Source organism: Devosia ureilytica (genome assembly GCF_024273195.1).
Taxonomy (GTDB): domain Bacteria; phylum Pseudomonadota; class Alphaproteobacteria; order Rhizobiales; family Devosiaceae; genus Devosia; species Devosia ureilytica.
The window spans coordinates 49,736-69,326 of record NZ_JAMZCU010000001.1 but is presented as its reverse complement, the minus strand read 5'-3'; the positions used below and the strand labels follow the sequence as shown (position 1 = coordinate 69,326).

Genomic DNA, 19,591 nt, shown 5'->3' with positions numbered 1-19,591 from the left:
CGCCGCTGTTTGGCTTCACCTGGCAAGTTCGGCAAGCGAAAGCCCGGCGAACGCAGCCAGTTGCGCGATCCCAGGTTCTGCAACGCTGGCCACACGCGCCGCCGCTGACACGACTGCCGGGTCGTTGGCCCGTGACGGATCGAGGCGCGCCGGGTTGAGAGCGCATTGGTTCGCCCAGGCGGCGATATCGGATTGAGCTCCGTATTGGCGCGCGGCCAAGGTGCCGCGAACCTGCATCTCGGCCCAATTGGTTGGATTGTCGGGAAGTGTATTGGGTGGGCACAGCCGATTGCGCTCCCGGTCATCGTCGCGCGTTGCCTCGACAAACCCGGCCAACGCCGCGCAAAAGCACGGAAAACCTGCCCGGATCGTCTGCAGCCGGATCATGTCGGGCTGCCAGATCGGGACGAGAGGCGGGTACCTCAGGCCGGACGCGGCGCAATGGACGACAACCGCGCGAGGCGCCAGGCGGATCGCGCCCTGTTCGAAAACGATCTGATCGCGGCTGACCAGCCTGATATGTCCGAGCCGAACCACGCGTTCCACCGCTTCCAGCAGATCAAGCTCCCATCGGCCCAAAGTTGGCGCCTTGGCCATGGTCGGAGTGACCTTTCGATCAATCCGCATCAGGACATCGGCCGCCTCGAGGCGCAGGAACATGTCCTCGACAGAGCTGGCCTCGGCCGCCGAACTCAACACATTCGCCGCAAGCCCGAACGCGACGACCGGGTCCGGCTGCACCACGGCTCGATTGAGCATCCACGGATCGCGCGGACGAACCCAAATGATCCTATCCGGCAGCACGCCATTTCCCAGCAGCCAGATGATTGCATCGGACGCGGTCTTGCCCGAACCCACGATAACGTATTGGTCCGGGGCTTCGGTCAGCCCCGCCAGGTCATTGACCGGCACGACCCAGGCATCATCGCCGACTGCAAACGGCGGAGGGCTCGTCCGCGGAATTGATGGCGAGAGGTAAGTGGCATCGACCACCCGTCGTCGAACATTGATCTGCACAGTCTCGCCCGAGATCAACGACGTCACCTGTTGAACGCCGCCCTCCGAGGCGTGATGACTGCTGCCCATGAAGGTTACACGACCAGAGCCGATGAAGCGCCGATGGAGAATATCGTCGTAGTAAGCCCGAATTTCTTCGGGACGGGCACGGACCTGAAGGCCCGCTTCGGGTCCGCTGTCCTGAACCTTGCCGGTCCCAAGCATGGTGGACGCAACGCCATAGAACACCGACGCCTGATGCAATTGCACAAAGGGATAGGCGTCCTGCCAATGCCCGCCGGCCGCGCTGCGCCGATCCACCAGGGTGACGTGTACGTCGGCGTGGTCAATGAGCGCATCGGTGAAGGCCATGCCCATCGCCCCGGCGCCAATGACCAGATAGTCGGTATCGATCGTTCGCGTCACCACCGGACTCCTTCATGGCCCGTGACAATCCAGGCCAGCTTCCACCTCAAATCACGCCCGCGCTATATTTTGGGCAGCGCGTTCTCCACCTGGCCGAATTCGAACGGCGCTGACATGGCGCCCAGGAAGGGCATCGCCTGCGTCCCGGCCTCATGTGATCGGCCCCTGCGCCAGGAACCGGGCGGAATGCCGACAATCTTCTTGAAGGCACGGTTGAACGCTGCTTCCGACTCGTAGCCAATTTCCGCACCGACCTGCGCCACGCTGATCCCGGGCGTCTCCAGCCGGCGCGCTGCCAGCTGCATGCGCCAGTGGGCAAGGTATTGCATGGGGGTGACACCGGCGAAGTGCACGAAACGGTCAGCAAAAACGGATCGTGAGAGGCCCACTTCACGCGCGAGGCGCTCGATGGTCCACTCTTCCGCCGGTCGGCCGTGGATCAGCTTGAGGGCGTGACCGACCTGGGGATGCCGCAGACCCGATAGCCAGCCTCGCGAATCCATGGGCAGGCCATCGATGTGCTGGCGGATAACCTCGATAAAGAGCAGTTCCGCCAGCTTTGCCAGAACCGTCTCGCCGCCGGCATTGTGCCCATCGGTTTCCGAAACCGCGTGCAGCACCAGGTGCGACAGCCACCTCTGCCGCGCCGCGGCCCGCCCGTGAAGCACGCGGGGAAGCGACTTGATGAACGGATTATAGGGTCGAACATCGCAGCCAAGATAACCGCACACGAAGTGGCAGGATTCAGCGCCTGAGCCTTGATTGACCACATAAGGCAACTGATGATCGATGGGGTGCACATACATGGCAAGATCGGGTTCGGCCCGCATGCCAATGGTGGAGCACAGCACATGCGCGTCATCCATGGGAAACGCGACGACGTCTCCGGCTTGCAGGTGGATCGGATCTTCACTGCCATCAGTCAGTTCAACCCAGCATGATCCTTCCAGCAGCGTGTGGAAGTAGAACACATACTGGGAACTGGGCATCACGCGGGCGGCGATGATCGAGGCCTTCGGCGCTTCCGCCACCCACTCAGAGCGAAAGGTGCTGTCAAAGAAGATGGCTCCCGTCAGACGGACTGTGGCAAGCACGTCCGAAAGCACGTCCATGTCTCACCTCCTGTTGCCGATAGGACAGCCATGAACACGGTTCCGCTGAACGCGCGACCTCGTCCCCGGAAGCAGTCGCCAGGCCAAGTCAGTCGCACAGAGTCCGCCCGCACATTCTGCACGTCAATACGGTTTCGAGTGTTCGGACGATTGAGCAATAAAACCGGACGAAGTGGCATGTGAAGTGCCCGCCCCCGAGCCTAACGTCGCCGCCGCATCGGCCATGCAGGGAGCGACGTCATGAACGAGGAAACCATCACCAGCTTTGCGGCAAGTCTGCGCGGTCCCGTTATCCGAAAGGGCGACGCCGAATATGAAGAGGCTCGCAAGCTCTATAACGGCATGATTGACAAGCAGCCAAAGCTGATCGCCCGCTGCGCCGACGTTGCCGATGTGATCACGGCCGTCAATTTCGGGCGGGACAATGGGCTGGACATCGCCATCAGGGCTGGAGGCCACAATGGTCCGGGCCTGGGCAGCGTCGATGACGGTCTGATGATCGACCTTTCGATGATGAAGGGCGTGCATGTTGATCCTTCCACCTCGACAGTCCGGGTCGAGCCCGGCTGCACCTCGGGAGACGTCGACCACGCAACCCACGCCTTCGGCCTTGCCGTACCGTTCGGCATCGTCTCAACTACGGGGGTGGGCGGCCTGACCCTGGGCGGCGGCACCGGCTACTTGACCCGGCAGCACGGCCTGACCATCGACAATCTCATCGCCGCCGATGTCGTGATGGCCGACGGCACATTCAAAACAGCCAGCCAGACTGAAAACCCCGACCTGTTATGGGCACTGCGAGGCGGAGGCGGCAATTTCGGCGTCGTTACCAGCTTTGTGTTTCGCGCCCATCCGGTAAAGACCGTATTCGCCGGCCCGATATTCTGGGATGCCGCCCGGCATGGCGCAGAAGTCATGCGCGCCTATCGCGACTTCCTGCCCACTGCGCCAGAAGCGCTGGGCAGTTTCGTGGGGCTCAAGACGGTCCCATCCATGGACCCATTCCCCCGCGAACACTGGGGCAAGCGGGCCTGCGCGGTCATCTCGTGTTTCAACGGCCCGGAAGCCGCCGGCAAGGCTGCGATGGCCAGTCTCATCGACGATCTTCCCGAGCCTTTTTTCAACTGGATGTCAGTGATGCCCTTCCCCGCCATACAAGGGCTATTCGATCCCTTCTTCCCCAAGGGCCTGCAATGGTACTGGAAAGGCGATTTCGTCAACGAGCTCACCGACGAGGCCATTGAGGCCCATATCGCCCATGCGGCGGCGGCCCCAAGCGAATTGTCGCTCATGCATCTCTATCCCATCGATGGGGCGGTGCACCGCGTCGGCCGGGACGAAACGCCCTGGTCTGCCCGCAACGCCAAATGGTCGATGGTCATCGCCGCCATCGACTCCAATCCGCAAATGGCAGGCCAGCTGACACGCTGGGGCCGGGACTATTGGGACGCTGTTCACCGGTTCAACCCGGGCGGCGCCTATGTCAACTTCATGATGGACGACGAGGGCGACGAAAGGGTCCGCGCCAGCTATGGCGACAATTACCCACAACTGGTGGCCATGAAGAACAAGTTCGACCCATCCAACCTGTTCCACATCAACCAGAACATCCATCCCTCCGCATAGGAGCCCGCTCGGCGGGGATGAACTCGTCTCCGCCCCCACCTGACCGCAGCATCGCCTGCATGCCAAAAAAGCCCGGCGAAGGGTCTGCCTTCAAGGCAGGGCTTGGCGATGCCCACGGAGCGACCAACGGAAATATCGGGAAACTGGAGCGGGTAGCGGGAATCGAACCCGCGTATTCAGCTTGGAAGGCTGCTGCTCTACCATTGAGCTATACCCGCCCGATGGGGCGAAGCCACCGGCACCGATTAGCGCGAACCGCACCCGGCTGGCAAGTGTGCGGCGGCTCCGCTTTCCACAAAATGCATGCCGAACCAAATTCTTGCTGGAGAGAGGCGCTAGGGTGTTGACACTATTGCGACAGCCCACCATAAACCGCCCGACGAAGCGCGCGAGCACTTCGGTTCCTGCCCGGAAAAATGTGGAGGGGTGGGAGAGTGGTTAAATCCATCAGACTGTAAATCTGACGCCTCAGGCTACACTGGTTCGAATCCAGTCCCCTCCACCAATCCCCGAACGACATCCAGCAAAAGAACGGCCCGACGAGGTCGCAAGAATATCTTGCGTGGCGCCAACGGTTTGTCGTTGTGCGCAGCCAGATGGGCGCAATTTTAGGCAATTGGCCGGGCATTTATTAAGCCGGAAACCGGCCAATAGGGGCACCCCCAATTCTGGAGTGACTCATGGTCCGCGCCCCACTCGTGCTTGTTGCCCTCGCCGGCCTCGCTTTGCCCACTTTCGCCCAGGAAGTCATCGAACCGATCGACGACTGTGCGCCCGAAACGATTTCCCAGCTTTTAGGCTTGGAAGATAACCCCGACTGCGTCCTCCCCGAGGACGAGACCGTCGGTGAGGGCGAGGAAATCGTTGACGAAGAAACGTCGACCAAGAACCCGGTTTCCATTGCCGCCAAGCTGCCAGGCAGCAATCGCGAGGCGGCCTTGGCCCACGCTTCCGAAATGAGCGGCGGCAAGGCCGGTGGCAACGGCGGTAGCGGCGACGACAGCGACGAATCCAGCGCCAGCAGTGGAAATGGCAACGGAAACGGCAAGGGCAACGGCAAGTCCTGACCCTTAAGCCCTTGATTGCCTCTCGACCTTGCACGGCCGCCCTGAAAGTTCGGGGCGGCCAATTGTTTTTTCACGACCGCTTCACTTGCCGCCCGCGATTTGCGACCAACGAGTTTCCGCCCAAATCAAAAAAGCGATACCCACACCAGGCCAATCCATCCTCGAGGCCCTGGTGCGCACTGGGCAGGACAATCCCTGCCGCCTGAGAAGGGGGACCTCTTGCCACCACCGCCAGAAGACAGGTCTGACTAGAACAGCCGTCCCTCGTCCTTGAGGTGGTACCACACAAACAGCATGCGTTGCCCGAGGCGGCGGAATGGCGTGATCAGCGGCCCATAATGCGGCAGTGGCGATGAGAAGATTGGCAGACCCGAAGGGTCCGTCTTGCCGGCAATCATGGCGGCCATGCGACGCCCTGCCTGGGCCGAATACATCACGCCATTGCCGCCATAGCCCATGGCATAATAGATCGCCTCGGACGGATCTGGCTTGGTGATGCGGGGCATCATGTCATGGCTCATGTCCACCCAACCCCACCAGCTGTAGTCAAATCGCACATCGGCCAGGTGCGGGAATTTGCGCGCCATGCCGGCCCTCAGGCCCTCTTCGTGCACCGAATTGGTGGCATCCGCACCGGTAATCGAGCTCCGGCTGCCGATCTGCAGGCGGTTGTCGGGCAAAAGACGGTAATAGTGCCTGAGGATGCGACTGTCAGTCAGCGGAATGCGGGTCTGGAACTTTGCCGCGGCGATCTCCGCCGCGGTCAGCACACGCGTCACTACCGAGTTGGAGAGAATTGGCATGAGCCGATGGCTGAGCGCGCGGTTGAGGCCGCTTGGCGTATAGGCAGCCGTGGCCACGGCAACGCGGCGGGCACGAACCACGCCATTGGGCGTCTGCAGATAGTGAATGCCATTCCTGGTGGTCCAGCCGCTGACCGGGCTGGAAGTATGCACTTTGGCGCCGAGGCTTCGAGCCAGTCTGAGATAGCCGAAGGCCAGCTTGGCGGCATGAATGCCAGTGCCATAGGGTTCATAGAGCGCACCCTTGGCCTCCTGATCGCCCACGAACTGGTCATGCACTTCGGCGCGGCTGAGGACACGGGACTTGTAGCCAAACGTACTATTGTTCAGCTCAGACTGCTTTTCGATCCCGGCCATGTATTCGGCTTTGTGCGAGATGAAGAGATGACCACCGGGCTGGGCATCGCAATCAATGTCCTTGATCAGGTCATTGAACAGCTCGAAACCCTCCAGGACTTCGGCATGCATGGCCTTCGCCGTGTCCATACCCCAACGCTGAATCCACTCGCTGCGTTTGAGACGCCCGGCTGAAAGCTGCGCCTGTCCGCCGTTGCGCGTGCTGCACCCCCAGGCGACGCGATTGGCCTCCAGCACGGTCGCCTTGATGCCATGCTCCTTTGCCAGGTGGATGGCCGTGGAGAGCCCCGTATAGCCCGAACCGATAATGGCCACATCGACATCCATGTCCCCTGTCACCGGGCCATCGTCTTCGGGCGTCGGACCGGCCGTGCCGATCCAGTAGGTCGGCGCATAATCCCGGTTTTCGCCCACGCGGCCGCGATCCACCAGGGGATCATATTGGGGGTCATAGGGCTGGAAGGCGTTGGGGGCGTGGAGGTTCATTTGCGTGTGCTTTGGTTCTGGTGAAATCAGTTCTGCGCCGGCAGCAAGGGCCGCTGCTTGCGAAATGCCTGCTTGCGCGTGATCAGGCCGTCCTTGTGGGTGAAGATGTCGGCGCCCTCGGCTTCAATCCGCTGGCCGTCAGACTGCGTGCCGGTAAACAGCCACTCGGACACGGCCCGGTCGTCGGCAATGAAGTGCCCCTTCTGGGCCCAATTGGCATCAGGCATGGCAGCCCAAACGCCGGAAAAGGCGGCGGCAATGGCCTCTGGCGCGTCAAAGCGCCTGCCATGGGCATCGGAGCCGGCCACTGCATCGAAAACGCAGTCGGGTGAAATGTAGGCCATGACACCATCGACATCATGGCGGTTAAAAGCGTCGAACAGTGCTGCAAGGTCTTGGGTCGATAGGATTTTTGACAAAATAATACACCCTTAGCCAAACACACCTGCTTGGCTCATCTGTTGATTTCACTATGGTTTGATTGGCGCGAAGCGGGCAGAACCAGCCCCGCGCAAATCATGGAGCCAGTCAGGCGGCCCGAAGTTCGGGCAAAGGTGCCTCGAGGCTTTCGGCAAAGTGGCAGGCCACGGAATGACCCGATTCAACCTCGCGCAGGGCGGGAGCCTCCTGCCGGCAGCGTTCCTGAGCAAAGGGACAGCGCGCCGCAAAGCGACAGCCCTTGGGTGGGTTGATCGGGCTGGGCGGCTCGCCCTTGATCAGTGCGGTGCGCTCACGACCGCGCTGGCTGGCATCGGGCTTGAGCGCCGCTGCCATCAGCGACCAGGTGTAGGGGTGGCGCGGATTGGAGAAGATCTGCCTGGCAGACCCCTTCTCGGCAAACTGACCGAGATACATGACGCCCACATCGGTGCACAGGTGCTGCACCACGGCCAGGTCATGCGAGATGAAGACGTAGGAGAGCTTTTTCTCATCCTGCAAACGCAGCAGGAGATTGATCACCTGCGCCTGAATGGCCACGTCAAGCGCCGAGACAGGCTCGTCGCAAACCAGCAATTCGGGTTGGGTGGCAAGCGCACGGGCAATGCAAAGGCGCTGACGCTGCCCGCCGGAAAACTGATGCGGGAAAAGCCGGGCCGCAGATGGATGGAGCCCGACTGCAACGAGCGACTCTTCCACCACTTCGTGCCGGAGTCTGGGATCGATATAGCTCATCAGGTCGAGCGGTTCGCGAATGGCGTCCCCTGCCCTTTTGCGCGGATTGAGCGATGAGAACGGGTCCTGAAACACCATCTGGAAGCGCATGCGCGTTTGGCGCAGCTTTTCGCCTTCCAGCTCCGAAATGACATCGCGGCCCAGCGACACCTTGCCCGATGTTATGGGGGCGAGCCGCATGATGCCCAACGCTGCGGTGGACTTGCCGGAGCCGGACTCACCGACAATGCCGAAAGTCTTGCCCTGTTCGAGTTCGAAGCTGATGCCGTCGACTGCGTGAACGACGCGGGGCGAGCCATCCTTGTTGCGGCCCGCAGGAAAGTGAACTTTGAGGTCTTCAACCTGAAGTAGCGAACTCATGCGGCTTGCTCCTGGGTAACTTTCCAGCAGAGCACCGTCTGGCTGGCGCCGAGATGAACATCGGGGGGTGGCGCTGCATGACAATGCGCGTCGGCCATCGGGCAACGGGGCGAGAAGCGGCATCCCGCTTCGAACTGTCCGAGCGGCGGCACCATGCCGCGCACTTCGGCCAGCGTGTGCCCTGGTGTCAGGGCGGCAGAGCCGAGGCGCAGACGCGGCGTGCAGGACATCAGCCCACGCGTATAGGGGTGGCTGGGATTGTCCAGGATGGTGGCGACAGGGCCGGCTTCGGCGCGCTTGCCCGCATAGAGCACGGCCACATCGTCGGCCATCTCGGCGACGGCGCCCAGATCGTGGGTAATCAGGATGATGGACGTGCCCATCTCCTTTTGCAGGGTTTCAAGCAGGCTGAAAATCTGCGCTTGCACGGTAACGTCGAGCGCCGTGGTCGGCTCGTCGCAGATCAGGAGGCGCGGTCTGCATGCCAAGGCCATGGCGATCATGACGCGCTGGCGCATGCCGCCGGACAGCTGGTGCGGATAGTTGTCGACCCGCTCTTCCGGCGCCGGGATCTGCACGGCGCGCAGCATTTCAATGGCGCGGGTCCGGGCGTCGGCGGCATTGAGATGTTCATGCAGGCGCAAGGCCTCCCCGATCTGATCGCCCACGGTAAAGACCGGATTGAGCGAGGTCATGGGCTCCTGGAACACCATGGACATGACGCTGCCACGCAATTTGCGCAGGGCATCGGGGCCCATGGACAAAAGGGACTTGCCGTCGAGCTTGATGTCGCCCGATTTAACCCGAAAGCCCTGGGGCAGAAGTCCCATTATTGCCAGGGCCGTCATCGACTTGCCGCAGCCGGATTCCCCGACCAGGCCGAGGGTCCGTCCGGCGTCGACCGAAAAAGTCACCCCGTCAAGCACGGGCAGGATGCGCTTGCCATTGTCGACTTCGACAACGAGATCGGTCACCTCAAGCAGTGGAGCGGTGCTCATCAGCGTTTCCTCATACGGGGATTGAGTGCGTCATTGATGCCGTCACCGATCAGGCTGATGGCCAGGACGGTGAGGAAGATGGCGATGCCGGGAATGGAAACCGTCCACCAGGCTTCGAGCAGGTAATTGCGGTTCTGCCCGATCATCACGCCCCAACTCATCATGTTGGGATCGCCCAGACCAAGAAAGCTCAGGCCGGATTCAAACAGGATCGAGCCGCCGGTGGTCAGAGCCGACGCCACGATGATGGGCGGCAGAGCGCCCGGCAGGATGGTATTGAAAATCAGGTAGAAATCGCGGGCGCCGGCGGTGCGGGTGGCGCGGACATATTCAAGGTCGCGGATGCGCAGGAATTCGGCCCGGGTCAAACGCGCCGCCTGTGGCCAGCCGACGATGCCGATGGCCAGCGTGATGGTGAGCAGCGAGGCCTCAAAGATGCTGACGATGACCATGGCCAGCAGCAGCGCCGGAAGCACCTGGAAGAATTCGGTGAACTTCATCAGGGCCCGGTCGATCCAGCCTCCGAAGTAACCGGCCATGCAGCCAATCAGCACCCCGATACCAATCGTCATGGCCGCAGCCACGCAGCCGACAATAAGCGTGGGACGTCCGCCAATCAGAACGCCCGCAAGAATGTCGCGGCCAAGGAAATCGGTGCCGAACAGGGCGCCGGGCGTTCCCGGGGGAGCAAAGGGCACATTGACGATGGCATAGGGGTCGATGCCGTAAAGGCCGGGCCCAATCAGGCACATCACCACAATGATGGCCATCATCGAAAGACCCAACGCGGCCGTGCCATTGCGCAGGAAGAGAAGCAGCGCTTCGACTTGCGGGTTTTGTGGTTTGCTGGCCAGAACAACGGCCGGTTCGGCAACAGACGGGGACTTGTCCATGGATACGACGCTCATGCGCGTTTGCTCCTGATGCGAGGATCGACCAGGCGGTAAGCGAGATCGGTCAGGGCATTGGCGACCATGACCAGGATGGAGGTCATCAGGAGGATGCCCAATATTGTCGGATAGTCGCGGCGAAGGATGGATTCGAAGGCGAGACGCCCAAGGCCGGGCCAATTGAACACCGTCTCGACCAGTGTCGCCCCGGCAAAGAGCTGCCCGAACTGCAAGCCGACCATGGTGACGACAGGAATGAGGCCGTTGCGCAGGCCGTGCTTGTAGACGACCTTGCCCTCCGGCAGGCCCTTGGCGCGGGCGGTGCGGATGTAGTCCTGCGACAGCACATCGATCATGCTGGTGCGCGACAGGCGGCTATAGGAGGCGATGTAGATACTGGCCAGGGTCACCGCCGGGAGCACCAGATGATGCGCCACGTCGACATAGTACATGAAGCCCTTGGGCGCCCGCATCTGCACCATTCCCGAGGTCGGGAAGATCGGCCAGATGGCGCTGAACAGCAGCAGCAGCATCAACCCGGTCCAGAAGACCGGCGCCGCATAGCCGATCAGGGATACGACTGTAACGAAGCTGCTCAGCAGGCCATGCGGCTTGCGGGCCGAGAGCACACCGACAAGGGTGCCCAGGACCACGGCAAGTGTCAGGGCACTGAGGGCAAGCAGCACCGTCGCCGGCAGACGCTGCATGATCAGCTGCAGCACAGGCGAATTGTGGTAGTACGAATAGCCCAAATCGCCGACAGCGACCTTGCTGACGTAGATAAGGAGCTGTTCCAGAACGGATTTGTCGAGGCCATAGGCGGCCCGCATCTGGGCAATAACCTCTTCCGAGGCACCGCCCATTTCGCCCACGATGACCGATACGGGGTCACCGGGAGCGAGCTGGATGAGTAGGAAATTCAGAACAACGACCGCCAAGGCCAGGCCCACGGACTGGGCCAGAAACACAAGAGGCTGTTTTAAGTTGGTCATGATGGCGCTCTCCGACATTGGCGGTCGCTATTTCCTTATTGCCAGTAGACTTCGCTCAAGGGCGAGTAGACGCCCCAGATGCTGCTCGGCACGCCTCCGAGCTCGCTCTTGTGCGCCGTGCTCACCGGCACCACGTTGAGGAAGTAGATCGGAACGTCCGACACAACGATCTGCTGGAACTCGGCATAGAGCGCCTTGCGCTTTTCGAGGTCGTTTTCCTTGGCCGCCTCGAGAAGCAGCTCATCGACACGCGGATTGCTGTATTGCTGGGTGTTGGACCAGATCACGCCCGGACGGATGTTCGATGTCAGGTAGGTGCGATTGACGCCGATGACCGGATCGCCCCAGTTGTAGACCTGGTCGAGGGTCAAGTCGTAGTCGTAGGTGCTGACGCGCTGGGCCCAGGTGGGGAAATCCGGCGTGGCGCGCAATTCGATGGTGATGCCGACCTGCTTGAGCTGCGAACGCAGATATTCAGCGATATTGCGGCCCATTTCTTCGTTGCCCTGGGTCAGGTCGACCGAGAGGGTGAAGCGCGAGCCATCGGCGCCGGGCACCATGCCCGCCTCGTCGAGCAGGCTGGCGGCCTTTTCGAGGTCAACGTCGAACTTCTCCACATCGTCGGTTGCCAGCGGCGAGGTGGGAACGATGGGGCCGAAATCGGGGCTGGCAAAGCCCTGAAGCAGGGTGTTGGTGATGAAATCGCGGTCGATGGCATAGGCGATGGCCTGGCGCACCAGCACATTGTCCAGCGGCGGTTTCTTTGTATTGAAAGCCAGCCAGTTGATGGCGCCGATGGCCTCGCCGGTTTCCCGGTCGATCGTGACGCCGTCCATTTCGCTCAGGCGCTTGGTGTCGCGCGGCGAGGAAAGTCCCGGGATCATGTCGACATCACCCCGCTCGAAGGCAAGCATGAGCGTGTTGGGATCCGCGAAAGACTGGATGTAGATCTCGTCGAGATAAGGCAGGCCCTCGATGAAGAAGTCGGGGTTCTTGTCGAGGCGCAGATATTCGCCCTGCACATATTCACCGAACTTGAACGGACCCGAGCCGATCGGAGCCATGTTGGCCGGATTGGTTTGGATATCCCCTTCGCCATAGACGTGCTTGGGAATGATCGGCATCAGTGCCGGCGACATGGCCAGCAGCAGTGCCGGATGAGGATGCTCAAGATGGATCACCACTGTGGTCGCATCTGGCGTGTCCACCGAGCTCACCGGCGCCAGCATTGTCTGGAACGGATGATTGGCTTTGATGGTCTCGATAGAGAACTTGACGTCTTCCGAGGTCAGCGGCACGCCATCGTGGAACTTGGCATTGTCGACCAGATTGAGAGTGACGGTCAGACCGTCTTCCGAAACGTCCCAGCTCTTGGCCAGATAGGGTTCCGGGGTCCAGTCCTCGGTATACTGGAGCGGGCTGGCAAACAGCTGCGTGCTGGGCAGAGCCGTCGCCACGCCCGATTGGATGGCGCCATTGAAGTGGCGCGCCACGCCAATGCTGGCCACGACCAGAGAGCCACCATCGTCCGGGCCGGCATAGGCAGGCAAAGGCGCAATCGCAGTCGTCAGGCCGAGGGCCAAAGTCAAGGCAGCAAGTATCCTCATAGGGGCAAGCTCCGGGCTTTTTGGGTTTGGGGGAAGAGGAAGAACAGAGACGTCATCCGAGGAACTCGGACAGTCCGCGCAGACCAGAGCTGAGCGCCATGGCGATCAGCATGATCAGGGCGATGGGTTTGTAGGCGGAGCTGGGCGCCCGCTTGAACGCGATATGCCCCAGGCTGTTGCCCGAAAGCATGATGGGGGTTGCGATCAGCGCGAGCACGATCACCCGCATATCCAGCAACCCGCCCAGCGCCAGTCCCGGCAGGGACATGAGCGAGGTGACGAAGAAGAACACCATCATCGAGGCGCGGGCGACCGCTGCCGGTGTGGCGCTGGAGAGGTAATATGCGACCACTGGGGGACCCGGCATAGCTGCCAGGCCGCTGAACAGACCCGCCACTACTCCAGTCGGCGCGGCCAGCCTGAGATTGGGCGAACTTTCCGGATGTGCCTTGCGCAGCAGGAATAGCACGCCCAGCCCAACAATGGCGGCGATGGCCAGCCGAATGGTCGCCGCGTCGAGAAACAACAGCCCGAAAAGCCCAATCGGCGTTCCGATCAGGGCGCCCGCCGAGAGCCGGAGCAATCCCGGCCTGTCCAACACGCTGCGCAACACCAGGATGTCTCGCACGCCCACTATGGCCTGCACCAGAATGGCGACGGCGATGGCGCTTGCTGGTGCAATCACCAGTGAAATCAGCGGCACGGCTGCCAAGGCAAAGCCGAAGCCCGAAAAGCCCCGCAAGATCGCCGCAAGCAGAACAGCGGCGCAGAAGGCCAGAAGCTGTAGCGGTGTCAGTCCAAGAATATCGATCACAGGTCGGGGCTTTCATGGGTCACCTCAGTCCATCGCAAAGGCGATTGTCTTCTTGCGGGTGAAGTGTTCGAGCATGGCTTCAAGCGAAGCCTCCTTGCCCAATCCAGAGCGACCAAAGCCGCCATAGGAGAGATTGGGTTGAATGGTCAGGTTCTGATTGACCTGGACGTAACCGGCATCGAGCTTGCTGGTGACCTTGAAGGCCGTGGCAATGTCGCGGGTCCACACCGTCGCAGCCAGGCCGTAGCGCGTGCCATTGGCCGCAGCGATCACATCGTCGAGGTTGGTCCAGGGCTGAATGATGGTAACCGGCCCGAAGATTTCCTCGGTCACGCACTCATGATCTTCCGGCAGGCCGGTAATCAGCGTGGGCTGCATGAAGAGATCGGCGTTGAGAGACGCATCTCCGGGCAACGTGCCGCAGCGATGCACCACCGCACCCGGGGTTGCTTCGGCAAGGGCCACGAAGTGGCGGATGCGCTCGGCCTGGGCCCGCGAAATGATGGTGCCGATGTCCGTCGTTTCGTCGAGCGGATCACCGATCCGAAGTGTTTCGAGCTGCGCCTTGAGGCCAGAGAGGAAGGCCTCATAGAGGTCGGCATGCACATAGATGCGGCTCGACGCCGTGCAGCTTTGGCCTTGGCGGGTAAACCGCATGCCGCTGATGGCGCCGCCAATCACCTTGTCCAGATCGGCATCCGCACAAATGATCATCGGGCTCTTGCCGCCCAGTTCCAGGCTGACGGGAATGATGCGGCTGGCGGCAGTCTTGTAGATGATCTCGCCCACTTCCTCCGAACCGGTGAAGGTGATCTTGGCAACATCGGCATGTGAGGTGAGCGGTGCGCCGCAATTGGGTCCATCCCCGCAGATGACGTTGACGACACCGTCGGGCAAAACGCTGTCGAGAATGACACCTGCGGCGATGGTTGCGAACGGCGCCTCTTCGGCAGCCTTGACCACGACAGTATTGCCCGCCACCAGCGCCGGGCCGATCTTGAGCATCATCAGGACCAGCGGCACATTCCAGGGCAGGATGGCGGCCACGACGCCAAGCGGTTCGCGCACTGTGGTGGCGAAGACTTTGGGGTGGAAGGGGATGGTTTCGCCCTTCAATTCACTGGCAAGACCACCATAAAATTCGAGCAGGTCGGCGGCCACGGCCAGTTCGCCGCGGCATTCCGTGCGCAGGGCCTTGCCGGTTTCCATCGCCAGAAGCACCGAAAGCGTTTCCGCCTGCGCCGCCAGTTTGCGCCCGGCCTCGGCGACCAGCTTGCCACGCTGGCGCGCCGGCATGGCGGCCCAAGCGGGTTGCGCACCCTTGGCCGAGGCTACAGCCTCATCGACATCGTTGCGGTTGCTGGCCGCGGCCACGCCCAATTCGTTCAACGTGGCCGGGTTGAGAACGACAATGCCCTCTTCGCTGTCATCTGCCTTGACGAGGTCGCCATTGATCAGATTTCGGCGATCCAGCGCGGCAAGCCATTGCGGTACGGTCTGTCGCACGGCGTCCACGGCTGTCAGGCTTGTAGCGTTGGGGAGGAGAGGCTTGTTCATGATTTGAGGCTCGGATTTTTGTGTGTCGATGGACAGGTCCAGAAGTCGCTATTCGAAGGAGCCAGCAGCTCAGGCGGCCACAAGCGATTGAAGCGCAAGGCGAATTTTTGGATCAGGAAGGCCAATACCGACGAGAACCGTGTCCTCGACGCGATCATTTGCGGGGACAATGCGATAGCGACCGGCTGTGTAATGAACCAGGAATGGTTCATCGGCATCGCTGAAGCGCACCCAGCCCTTGAGCCGCAGCAGAGCCGAGGGCAATTCGGACAGGGCCGCCTCGAACTGGGCTCGGTCGAGCGCCGCGGGCGCCGGGGTCAGCCAGCGCGCAAATTGCTGGTCGTGATGCGGATTGGCGTGATCGTGGTGGTGCTCCGGATGATCACAATGATCATGACCGCAGTCATGGTGATCATGGGCATGCACATCAATTGATGGTCGCTCCGTGACCATGATGCCGCCGATCAGTTCGTCCGGCAGTACCGACTCTATGGTCTGCACCAATCGAGCATCGGGACGAATGCGCTGGACGGCCAAGATCGCGCTGGCGAGCTGGCTTTCCGAGGCGAGGTCAGCCTTGTTGACCACGACCAGATCGGCGTGTGCCAGCTGGCGCTCCAGCGTGTCGGACAGCATTTCATCGCGGAGCTGACGCACAAAGTTGGCTGCATCGACCAGCGTGACAACGAGTTCCAGGCTCAGCCGCTTGTCGATGATGGCCAGTTCGGCAATCCGCCACGGGTCCCCTACCCCGCTCCCCTCGATGATGACGGCTTCGGGGCTCGACTGCATTGCGGCATCAAGCGCGGGGCCGACACCGTCTGACATGGAGCAGCAGATGCAGCCATTATCGAGCTTCTTGGTCAGCCCGTCCTCGCTCTCGATCAATGCCGCATCGACATTGACCGAGCCAAAGTCATTGACGAGAACGGCATATCGCCGCCCGCCGGTCTTGAGGATGCGGTTGAGCAAGGTCGTCTTGCCCGCCCCGAGAAATCCGCCGATGACCATGACCGGCACCGTTTCAGCAACTGTCATTTGTGGCTCCGCTGCGAAGTGAACGACCCGGCGCATGCCTGCGGCAGCGCCGGGTAGGCAGGATCAGGAATGCAGCGACTTGGCGCTCTGGCGTGGCACACCCGCGATCACCGTGCCCCACACCGGCACGTCCTTGAGCTCGACCGGAGCAACTTCGAGCGGATCGGCTTCGAGCACCGCGAAGTCGGCGAATTTGCCGATCTCGATGCTGCCCACGAGATGGTCGACATTGAGCTGATAGGCCGCGCCCATGGTGATGGCGTAAAGCGCCTGCTCGACGCTGATTTTCTCGGCTTCGCCCAGTACGCGACCCGTGGCCGTGAGGCGATTGACGGCACACCAGGCCGTGAAAAGCGGCGCCAGCGGCGTCACCGGCACGTCGGAGTGGATGGCGAGGGGCACGCCATAACGCAGCGCCGTGCCGCAAGCGTCCATGCGGTTGGCCCGCTCTGGCCCCATGGTCAGCGCATAGTGCTGATCACCCCAGTAATAAAGGTGGTTGGCGAACAGGTTGACGCAGAGGCCAAGTGTCTTCATGCGCCGGAATTGCTCGTCATTGGCCATCTGGCAATGTTGCAGCGTGTGGCGGTGGTCGGGACGCGGCGCCTGCTTCAGCGCCTCCTCGAAGGCATCAATGGCCAATTCCGAAGCCTGATCGCCGTTGACGTGGATATGCACCTGCGCGCCGGACTTGTGATAGGCGATGATGGATTGGGTGAGCTGTTCGGGCGGGGCATTCCAGATGCCGTTCGGCGCGCCGTTAAAATAACCCGGCCATTTCAGACGCCCGGTAAAGCCCTGGATGGAGCCATCGGTCATGATCTTGACCAGGTGCGGATACCATTTGGCATTGCCCATGGTCCGCAGCTTTTCCGCGCGGGCTATCCCTTCCTCCAGGCCATGCGCCGCCGCCCACATCGCCGATACAATGCGCAGATGGAATTCGTCACGTGCCGTTGCCGCGTCGAGCTGGGTGATCATCTGATCGGTCAGCGGATTACCCAGGTCCACCGCTGTGGTGACGCCGGCATTGTTCGCGGAACCGACAAAGCGCTCGAGTGCATGCGGACCCTGCGGCGCCATCATGTCCTGATTGATCGCCTTGCGCGCCATGAACATTGCAGCCATTTCCTGCAGCTCGCCCGTTGGCTCGCCATCGAGGCCTTTCATCACGCCTTCGACATTGGTTTCGCGGGTGATGCCGGCCAGCGCCATCAGGGGTGAATTGACGTTGATCAGGTGGCCCGAGGCATGCTGGATCATGATTGGACGGGTTGCGGAGACCGCATCGAGATCGGCGGCAACCATGCGCTGGTTGTTGTAATAGATGGGGTCATAGCCCCAACACACCAGTGGTTCGCCGGGGTCGGTCATTTCGGCCTCGATGGCCTTGAGGGCCTCGATCACCGCCGCGACCGTCTTGTAACCACCCACGGTCTTGCCATCGGGATTGGTGCGCTCGAAAAAGCCCAGATAGTCATTGTCCCAGGCTGCGCCTTCCATGGCGTGGGAATGGGCCTCGACAAAGCCCGGCATCAGGACTTTATTTTTGAAGGTTTCGTCGAGCGCGTAGTCACCCCAGCCGGCGACGTCCTCCAGTGTCCCGACGCCGAGGATGCGCCCCTCGCGCACCGCCACATGGGTGGCGAGCGGCACATTGACGTTCATGGTGCGAATGGCTTTGGCGACAAAAACTGTAATCGGCGCGGGCATGGAACAACCTTTTTGGCTTTGGTTGTTCGCAGCTTTGCTCAGGCCGGCCCGCCGCCATAGGACCAGCGTCCCGATTCAGATGGGGCCAGCATCGCCTCGCAAATTGGCCACCGCCTGTGCCACAGCCTTTATCCCCGGTTCGATCAACCTGACATCGATTGAGGAAATGCCCAATCGCACATAGCGCCCCGCATTCTGCGCGCTGACAAAAGGGTCGCCGCTTTCAATCATTACGCCTTCATCTTCACACAGGCGCACCATGTCACGACCGTCCACATCCTTGGGGCACTTGAGCCAGACACAGGCGCCTTGCGTGGAATCAGGCCGTTCAAACCCGGGGAGGTAGTCGTCGATGCAGCGTTCCAGTTCCGAGCGCCGTTCGGCCAGCGTGGCCCGCAGCGTCTTGGCGAGGCCACGGTAATGCCCATCCGCGAGGAAAATCGCTGCTGTTCGCTGGTTGTTGAGCGGCGCGCTGCGATGCATCAGGCGGCGCAACGCCTTGGCCTCGGCAATCACCGGCGCTGGCGCCACGAGATACCCCAGGCGTACACCGGGTGCCAGAACCTTGGATAGAGTGCCAAGATAGAGAACCCGCCCATCAGTATCCATGGACTTGAGGGCCGGAACATTGGGACCGTTGATGGTCTCGCCCTCATAGTCATCTTCGACGATTATCGTGTCGTTCCGGCGTGCAAAATCGAGTAATTCCTGCCGGCGCGCCGCCGACATGGTGACCGTGGTCGGGCACTGGCAGGTCGGCGTGACCATGGCGAGCGTCAAGCCGCGCGGCGCCTTGGAAACAATAGCCCCCTCAGTGTCAACCGGAAGGGTACGCAGTGCCGCGCCGGCATTGAGAAAAATGTTCTTGGCGTCAGGATAGCCCGGGTCTTCAACGCCCACTTCCAGGCCGGGACGCAGCAGGAGCTGGGCGATAAGATAGATGCCATGCTGGGCACCCAGGGTGATCATCACTTCTTCGGGCCGCGCGAAAATTCCCCGCGCGGGCAAGAGTTGCCGGCAAATCTGCTCGACAAACATGGGATCGTCTTCGACAGCACGGTCAGCCGCCCAGTAATCGATGGCGGCGCGTCCGAGGGCATCGCGCGAACAGGCCCGCCACACGCCAATCGGAAACAGCGTTGGGTCGACCTGACCATAGATGAACGGATAGCGGTAGCTCTGCCAATTGGCCGGCTTGCGTATATGACGCAGCGTCGAAGGCGAAATGACAAACTTTCGGTCCCAGTTGATGGCACTGGCCTGCGGCTTGGGCTCAAGGGCGCTGGCCGCCCGGCGTTCACCCACAAAGAACCCGGTCCGCTCTCTGGCGACCAGATACCCCTTCACCGCCAGGTCGTCATAGACCGCCGTAACCGTATTGCGTGCAATGCCCAATTGCTGGGCCAGCACGCGAGAAGGTGGCAACTTCTGACCGGCATTGAGCCGCCGATCATCTATTGCCGCGACCAGGGCATGTCGAAGCTGGACCTGAAGAGGACCAGCCGAGGCGTCGAGTGATAGGGGAAGAAGGGCCATAGAACGGAACGAGCCGCGAATAATGCAAACAATATAGGCA

At 61.6% G+C, this 19,591-nt stretch carries 16 protein-coding genes and 2 tRNA genes; 3 read left to right on the top strand and 15 right to left on the bottom strand.

Features of this window, described 5'->3' with window-relative positions:
* Positions 1-15: 15 nt before the first annotated feature.
* Together NIM87_RS00335 and NIM87_RS00330 are read right to left on the bottom strand one after the other, a co-directional pair.
* On the bottom strand, positions 16-1,422 hold the full coding sequence (locus NIM87_RS00335; protein WP_254672651.1) for an NAD(P)-binding protein: 1,407 nt from the start codon (positions 1,420-1,422) through the stop codon (positions 16-18).
* Between the two features lie 62 nt (positions 1,423-1,484).
* On the bottom strand, positions 1,485-2,534 hold the full coding sequence (locus tag NIM87_RS00330) for an AraC family transcriptional regulator (RefSeq protein WP_254672650.1): 1,050 nt from the start codon (positions 2,532-2,534) through the stop codon (positions 1,485-1,487).
* Positions 2,535-2,774: 240 nt separating this feature from the next.
* Here NIM87_RS00330 and NIM87_RS00325 point away from each other — a divergent pair, with 240 nt between their 5' ends.
* Entirely contained in the window at positions 2,775-4,160 is a 1,386-nt protein-coding gene (locus NIM87_RS00325) for an FAD-binding oxidoreductase (RefSeq protein ID WP_254672649.1), read from the top strand.
* A gap of 144 nt (positions 4,161-4,304) precedes the next feature.
* On the opposite strand, the gene NIM87_RS00320 is transcribed toward NIM87_RS00325, so the two are convergent.
* Positions 4,305-4,378, bottom strand: a tRNA-Gly gene (locus NIM87_RS00320).
* Between the two features lie 202 nt (positions 4,379-4,580).
* On the opposite strand from NIM87_RS00320, the gene NIM87_RS00315 reads away from it, so the two are divergent.
* Both NIM87_RS00315 and NIM87_RS00310 read left to right on the top strand, forming a co-directional pair.
* Positions 4,581-4,665, top strand: a tRNA-Tyr gene (locus NIM87_RS00315).
* A gap of 175 nt (positions 4,666-4,840) precedes the next feature.
* On the top strand, positions 4,841-5,227 hold the full coding sequence (locus NIM87_RS00310) for a hypothetical protein (protein ID WP_254672648.1): 387 nt from the start codon (positions 4,841-4,843) through the stop codon (positions 5,225-5,227).
* A gap of 248 nt (positions 5,228-5,475) precedes the next feature.
* Here the strand turns inward: NIM87_RS00310 and NIM87_RS00305 are convergent, their stop codons facing one another.
* From NIM87_RS00305 to pdxR, 12 genes are all read right to left on the bottom strand, one after another.
* Positions 5,476-6,873: an NAD(P)/FAD-dependent oxidoreductase gene (locus NIM87_RS00305; RefSeq protein ID WP_254672647.1), complete on the bottom strand. Its 1,398-nt coding sequence runs from the start codon at positions 6,871-6,873 to the stop codon at positions 5,476-5,478.
* Positions 6,874-6,899: 26 nt separating this feature from the next.
* Positions 6,900-7,292 carry a nuclear transport factor 2 family protein gene (locus NIM87_RS00300; RefSeq protein WP_269467863.1) on the bottom strand — a complete coding sequence of 131 codons (393 nt, stop codon included), beginning with the start codon at positions 7,290-7,292 and terminating at the stop codon, positions 6,900-6,902.
* A 109-nt stretch (positions 7,293-7,401) separates the two neighbouring features.
* Entirely contained in the window at positions 7,402-8,406 is a 1,005-nt protein-coding gene (locus NIM87_RS00295; protein WP_254672646.1) for an ABC transporter ATP-binding protein, read from the bottom strand.
* Positions 8,403-9,404 carry an ABC transporter ATP-binding protein gene (locus NIM87_RS00290; protein WP_254672645.1) on the bottom strand — a complete coding sequence of 334 codons (1,002 nt, stop codon included), beginning with the start codon at positions 9,402-9,404 and terminating at the stop codon, positions 8,403-8,405. Before NIM87_RS00290 ends, NIM87_RS00295 begins: the two co-directional genes overlap by 4 nt.
* Positions 9,404-10,312 carry an ABC transporter permease gene (locus NIM87_RS00285; protein WP_254672644.1) on the bottom strand — a complete coding sequence of 303 codons (909 nt, stop codon included), beginning with the start codon at positions 10,310-10,312 and terminating at the stop codon, positions 9,404-9,406. Before NIM87_RS00285 ends, NIM87_RS00290 begins: the two co-directional genes overlap by 1 nt.
* Positions 10,309-11,286, bottom strand: coding sequence for an ABC transporter permease (locus NIM87_RS00280; protein ID WP_254672643.1), 978 nt, complete (start codon positions 11,284-11,286; stop codon positions 10,309-10,311). The genes NIM87_RS00285 and NIM87_RS00280 overlap by 4 nt, the downstream gene beginning before the upstream one ends.
* 35 nt (positions 11,287-11,321) lie before the next feature.
* The gene (locus NIM87_RS00275) at positions 11,322-12,875 is read right to left on the bottom strand and encodes an ABC transporter substrate-binding protein (protein ID WP_254672642.1); all 1,554 of its coding nucleotides are present in this window, start codon (positions 12,873-12,875) and stop codon (positions 11,322-11,324) included.
* A 70-nt stretch (positions 12,876-12,945) separates the two neighbouring features.
* Entirely contained in the window at positions 12,946-13,707 is a 762-nt protein-coding gene (locus tag NIM87_RS00270) for a sulfite exporter TauE/SafE family protein (protein WP_254672641.1), read from the bottom strand.
* 24 nt (positions 13,708-13,731) lie between these two features.
* Positions 13,732-15,264: an aldehyde dehydrogenase family protein gene (locus NIM87_RS00265; RefSeq protein ID WP_254672640.1), complete on the bottom strand. Its 1,533-nt coding sequence runs from the start codon at positions 15,262-15,264 to the stop codon at positions 13,732-13,734.
* A 69-nt stretch (positions 15,265-15,333) separates the two neighbouring features.
* Positions 15,334-16,302, bottom strand: coding sequence for a CobW family GTP-binding protein (locus tag NIM87_RS00260; protein WP_254672639.1), 969 nt, complete (start codon positions 16,300-16,302; stop codon positions 15,334-15,336).
* A gap of 63 nt (positions 16,303-16,365) precedes the next feature.
* Positions 16,366-18,015 (bottom strand): amidohydrolase, encoded by a 1,650-nt coding sequence (locus tag NIM87_RS00255; protein ID WP_254672638.1) that lies wholly within the window; start codon positions 18,013-18,015, stop codon positions 16,366-16,368.
* 75 nt (positions 18,016-18,090) lie between these two features.
* Entirely contained in the window at positions 18,091-19,551 is a 1,461-nt protein-coding gene (gene pdxR / locus NIM87_RS00250) for a MocR-like pyridoxine biosynthesis transcription factor PdxR (protein WP_254672637.1), read from the bottom strand.
* Between the last annotated feature and the right edge of the window lie 40 nt (positions 19,552-19,591).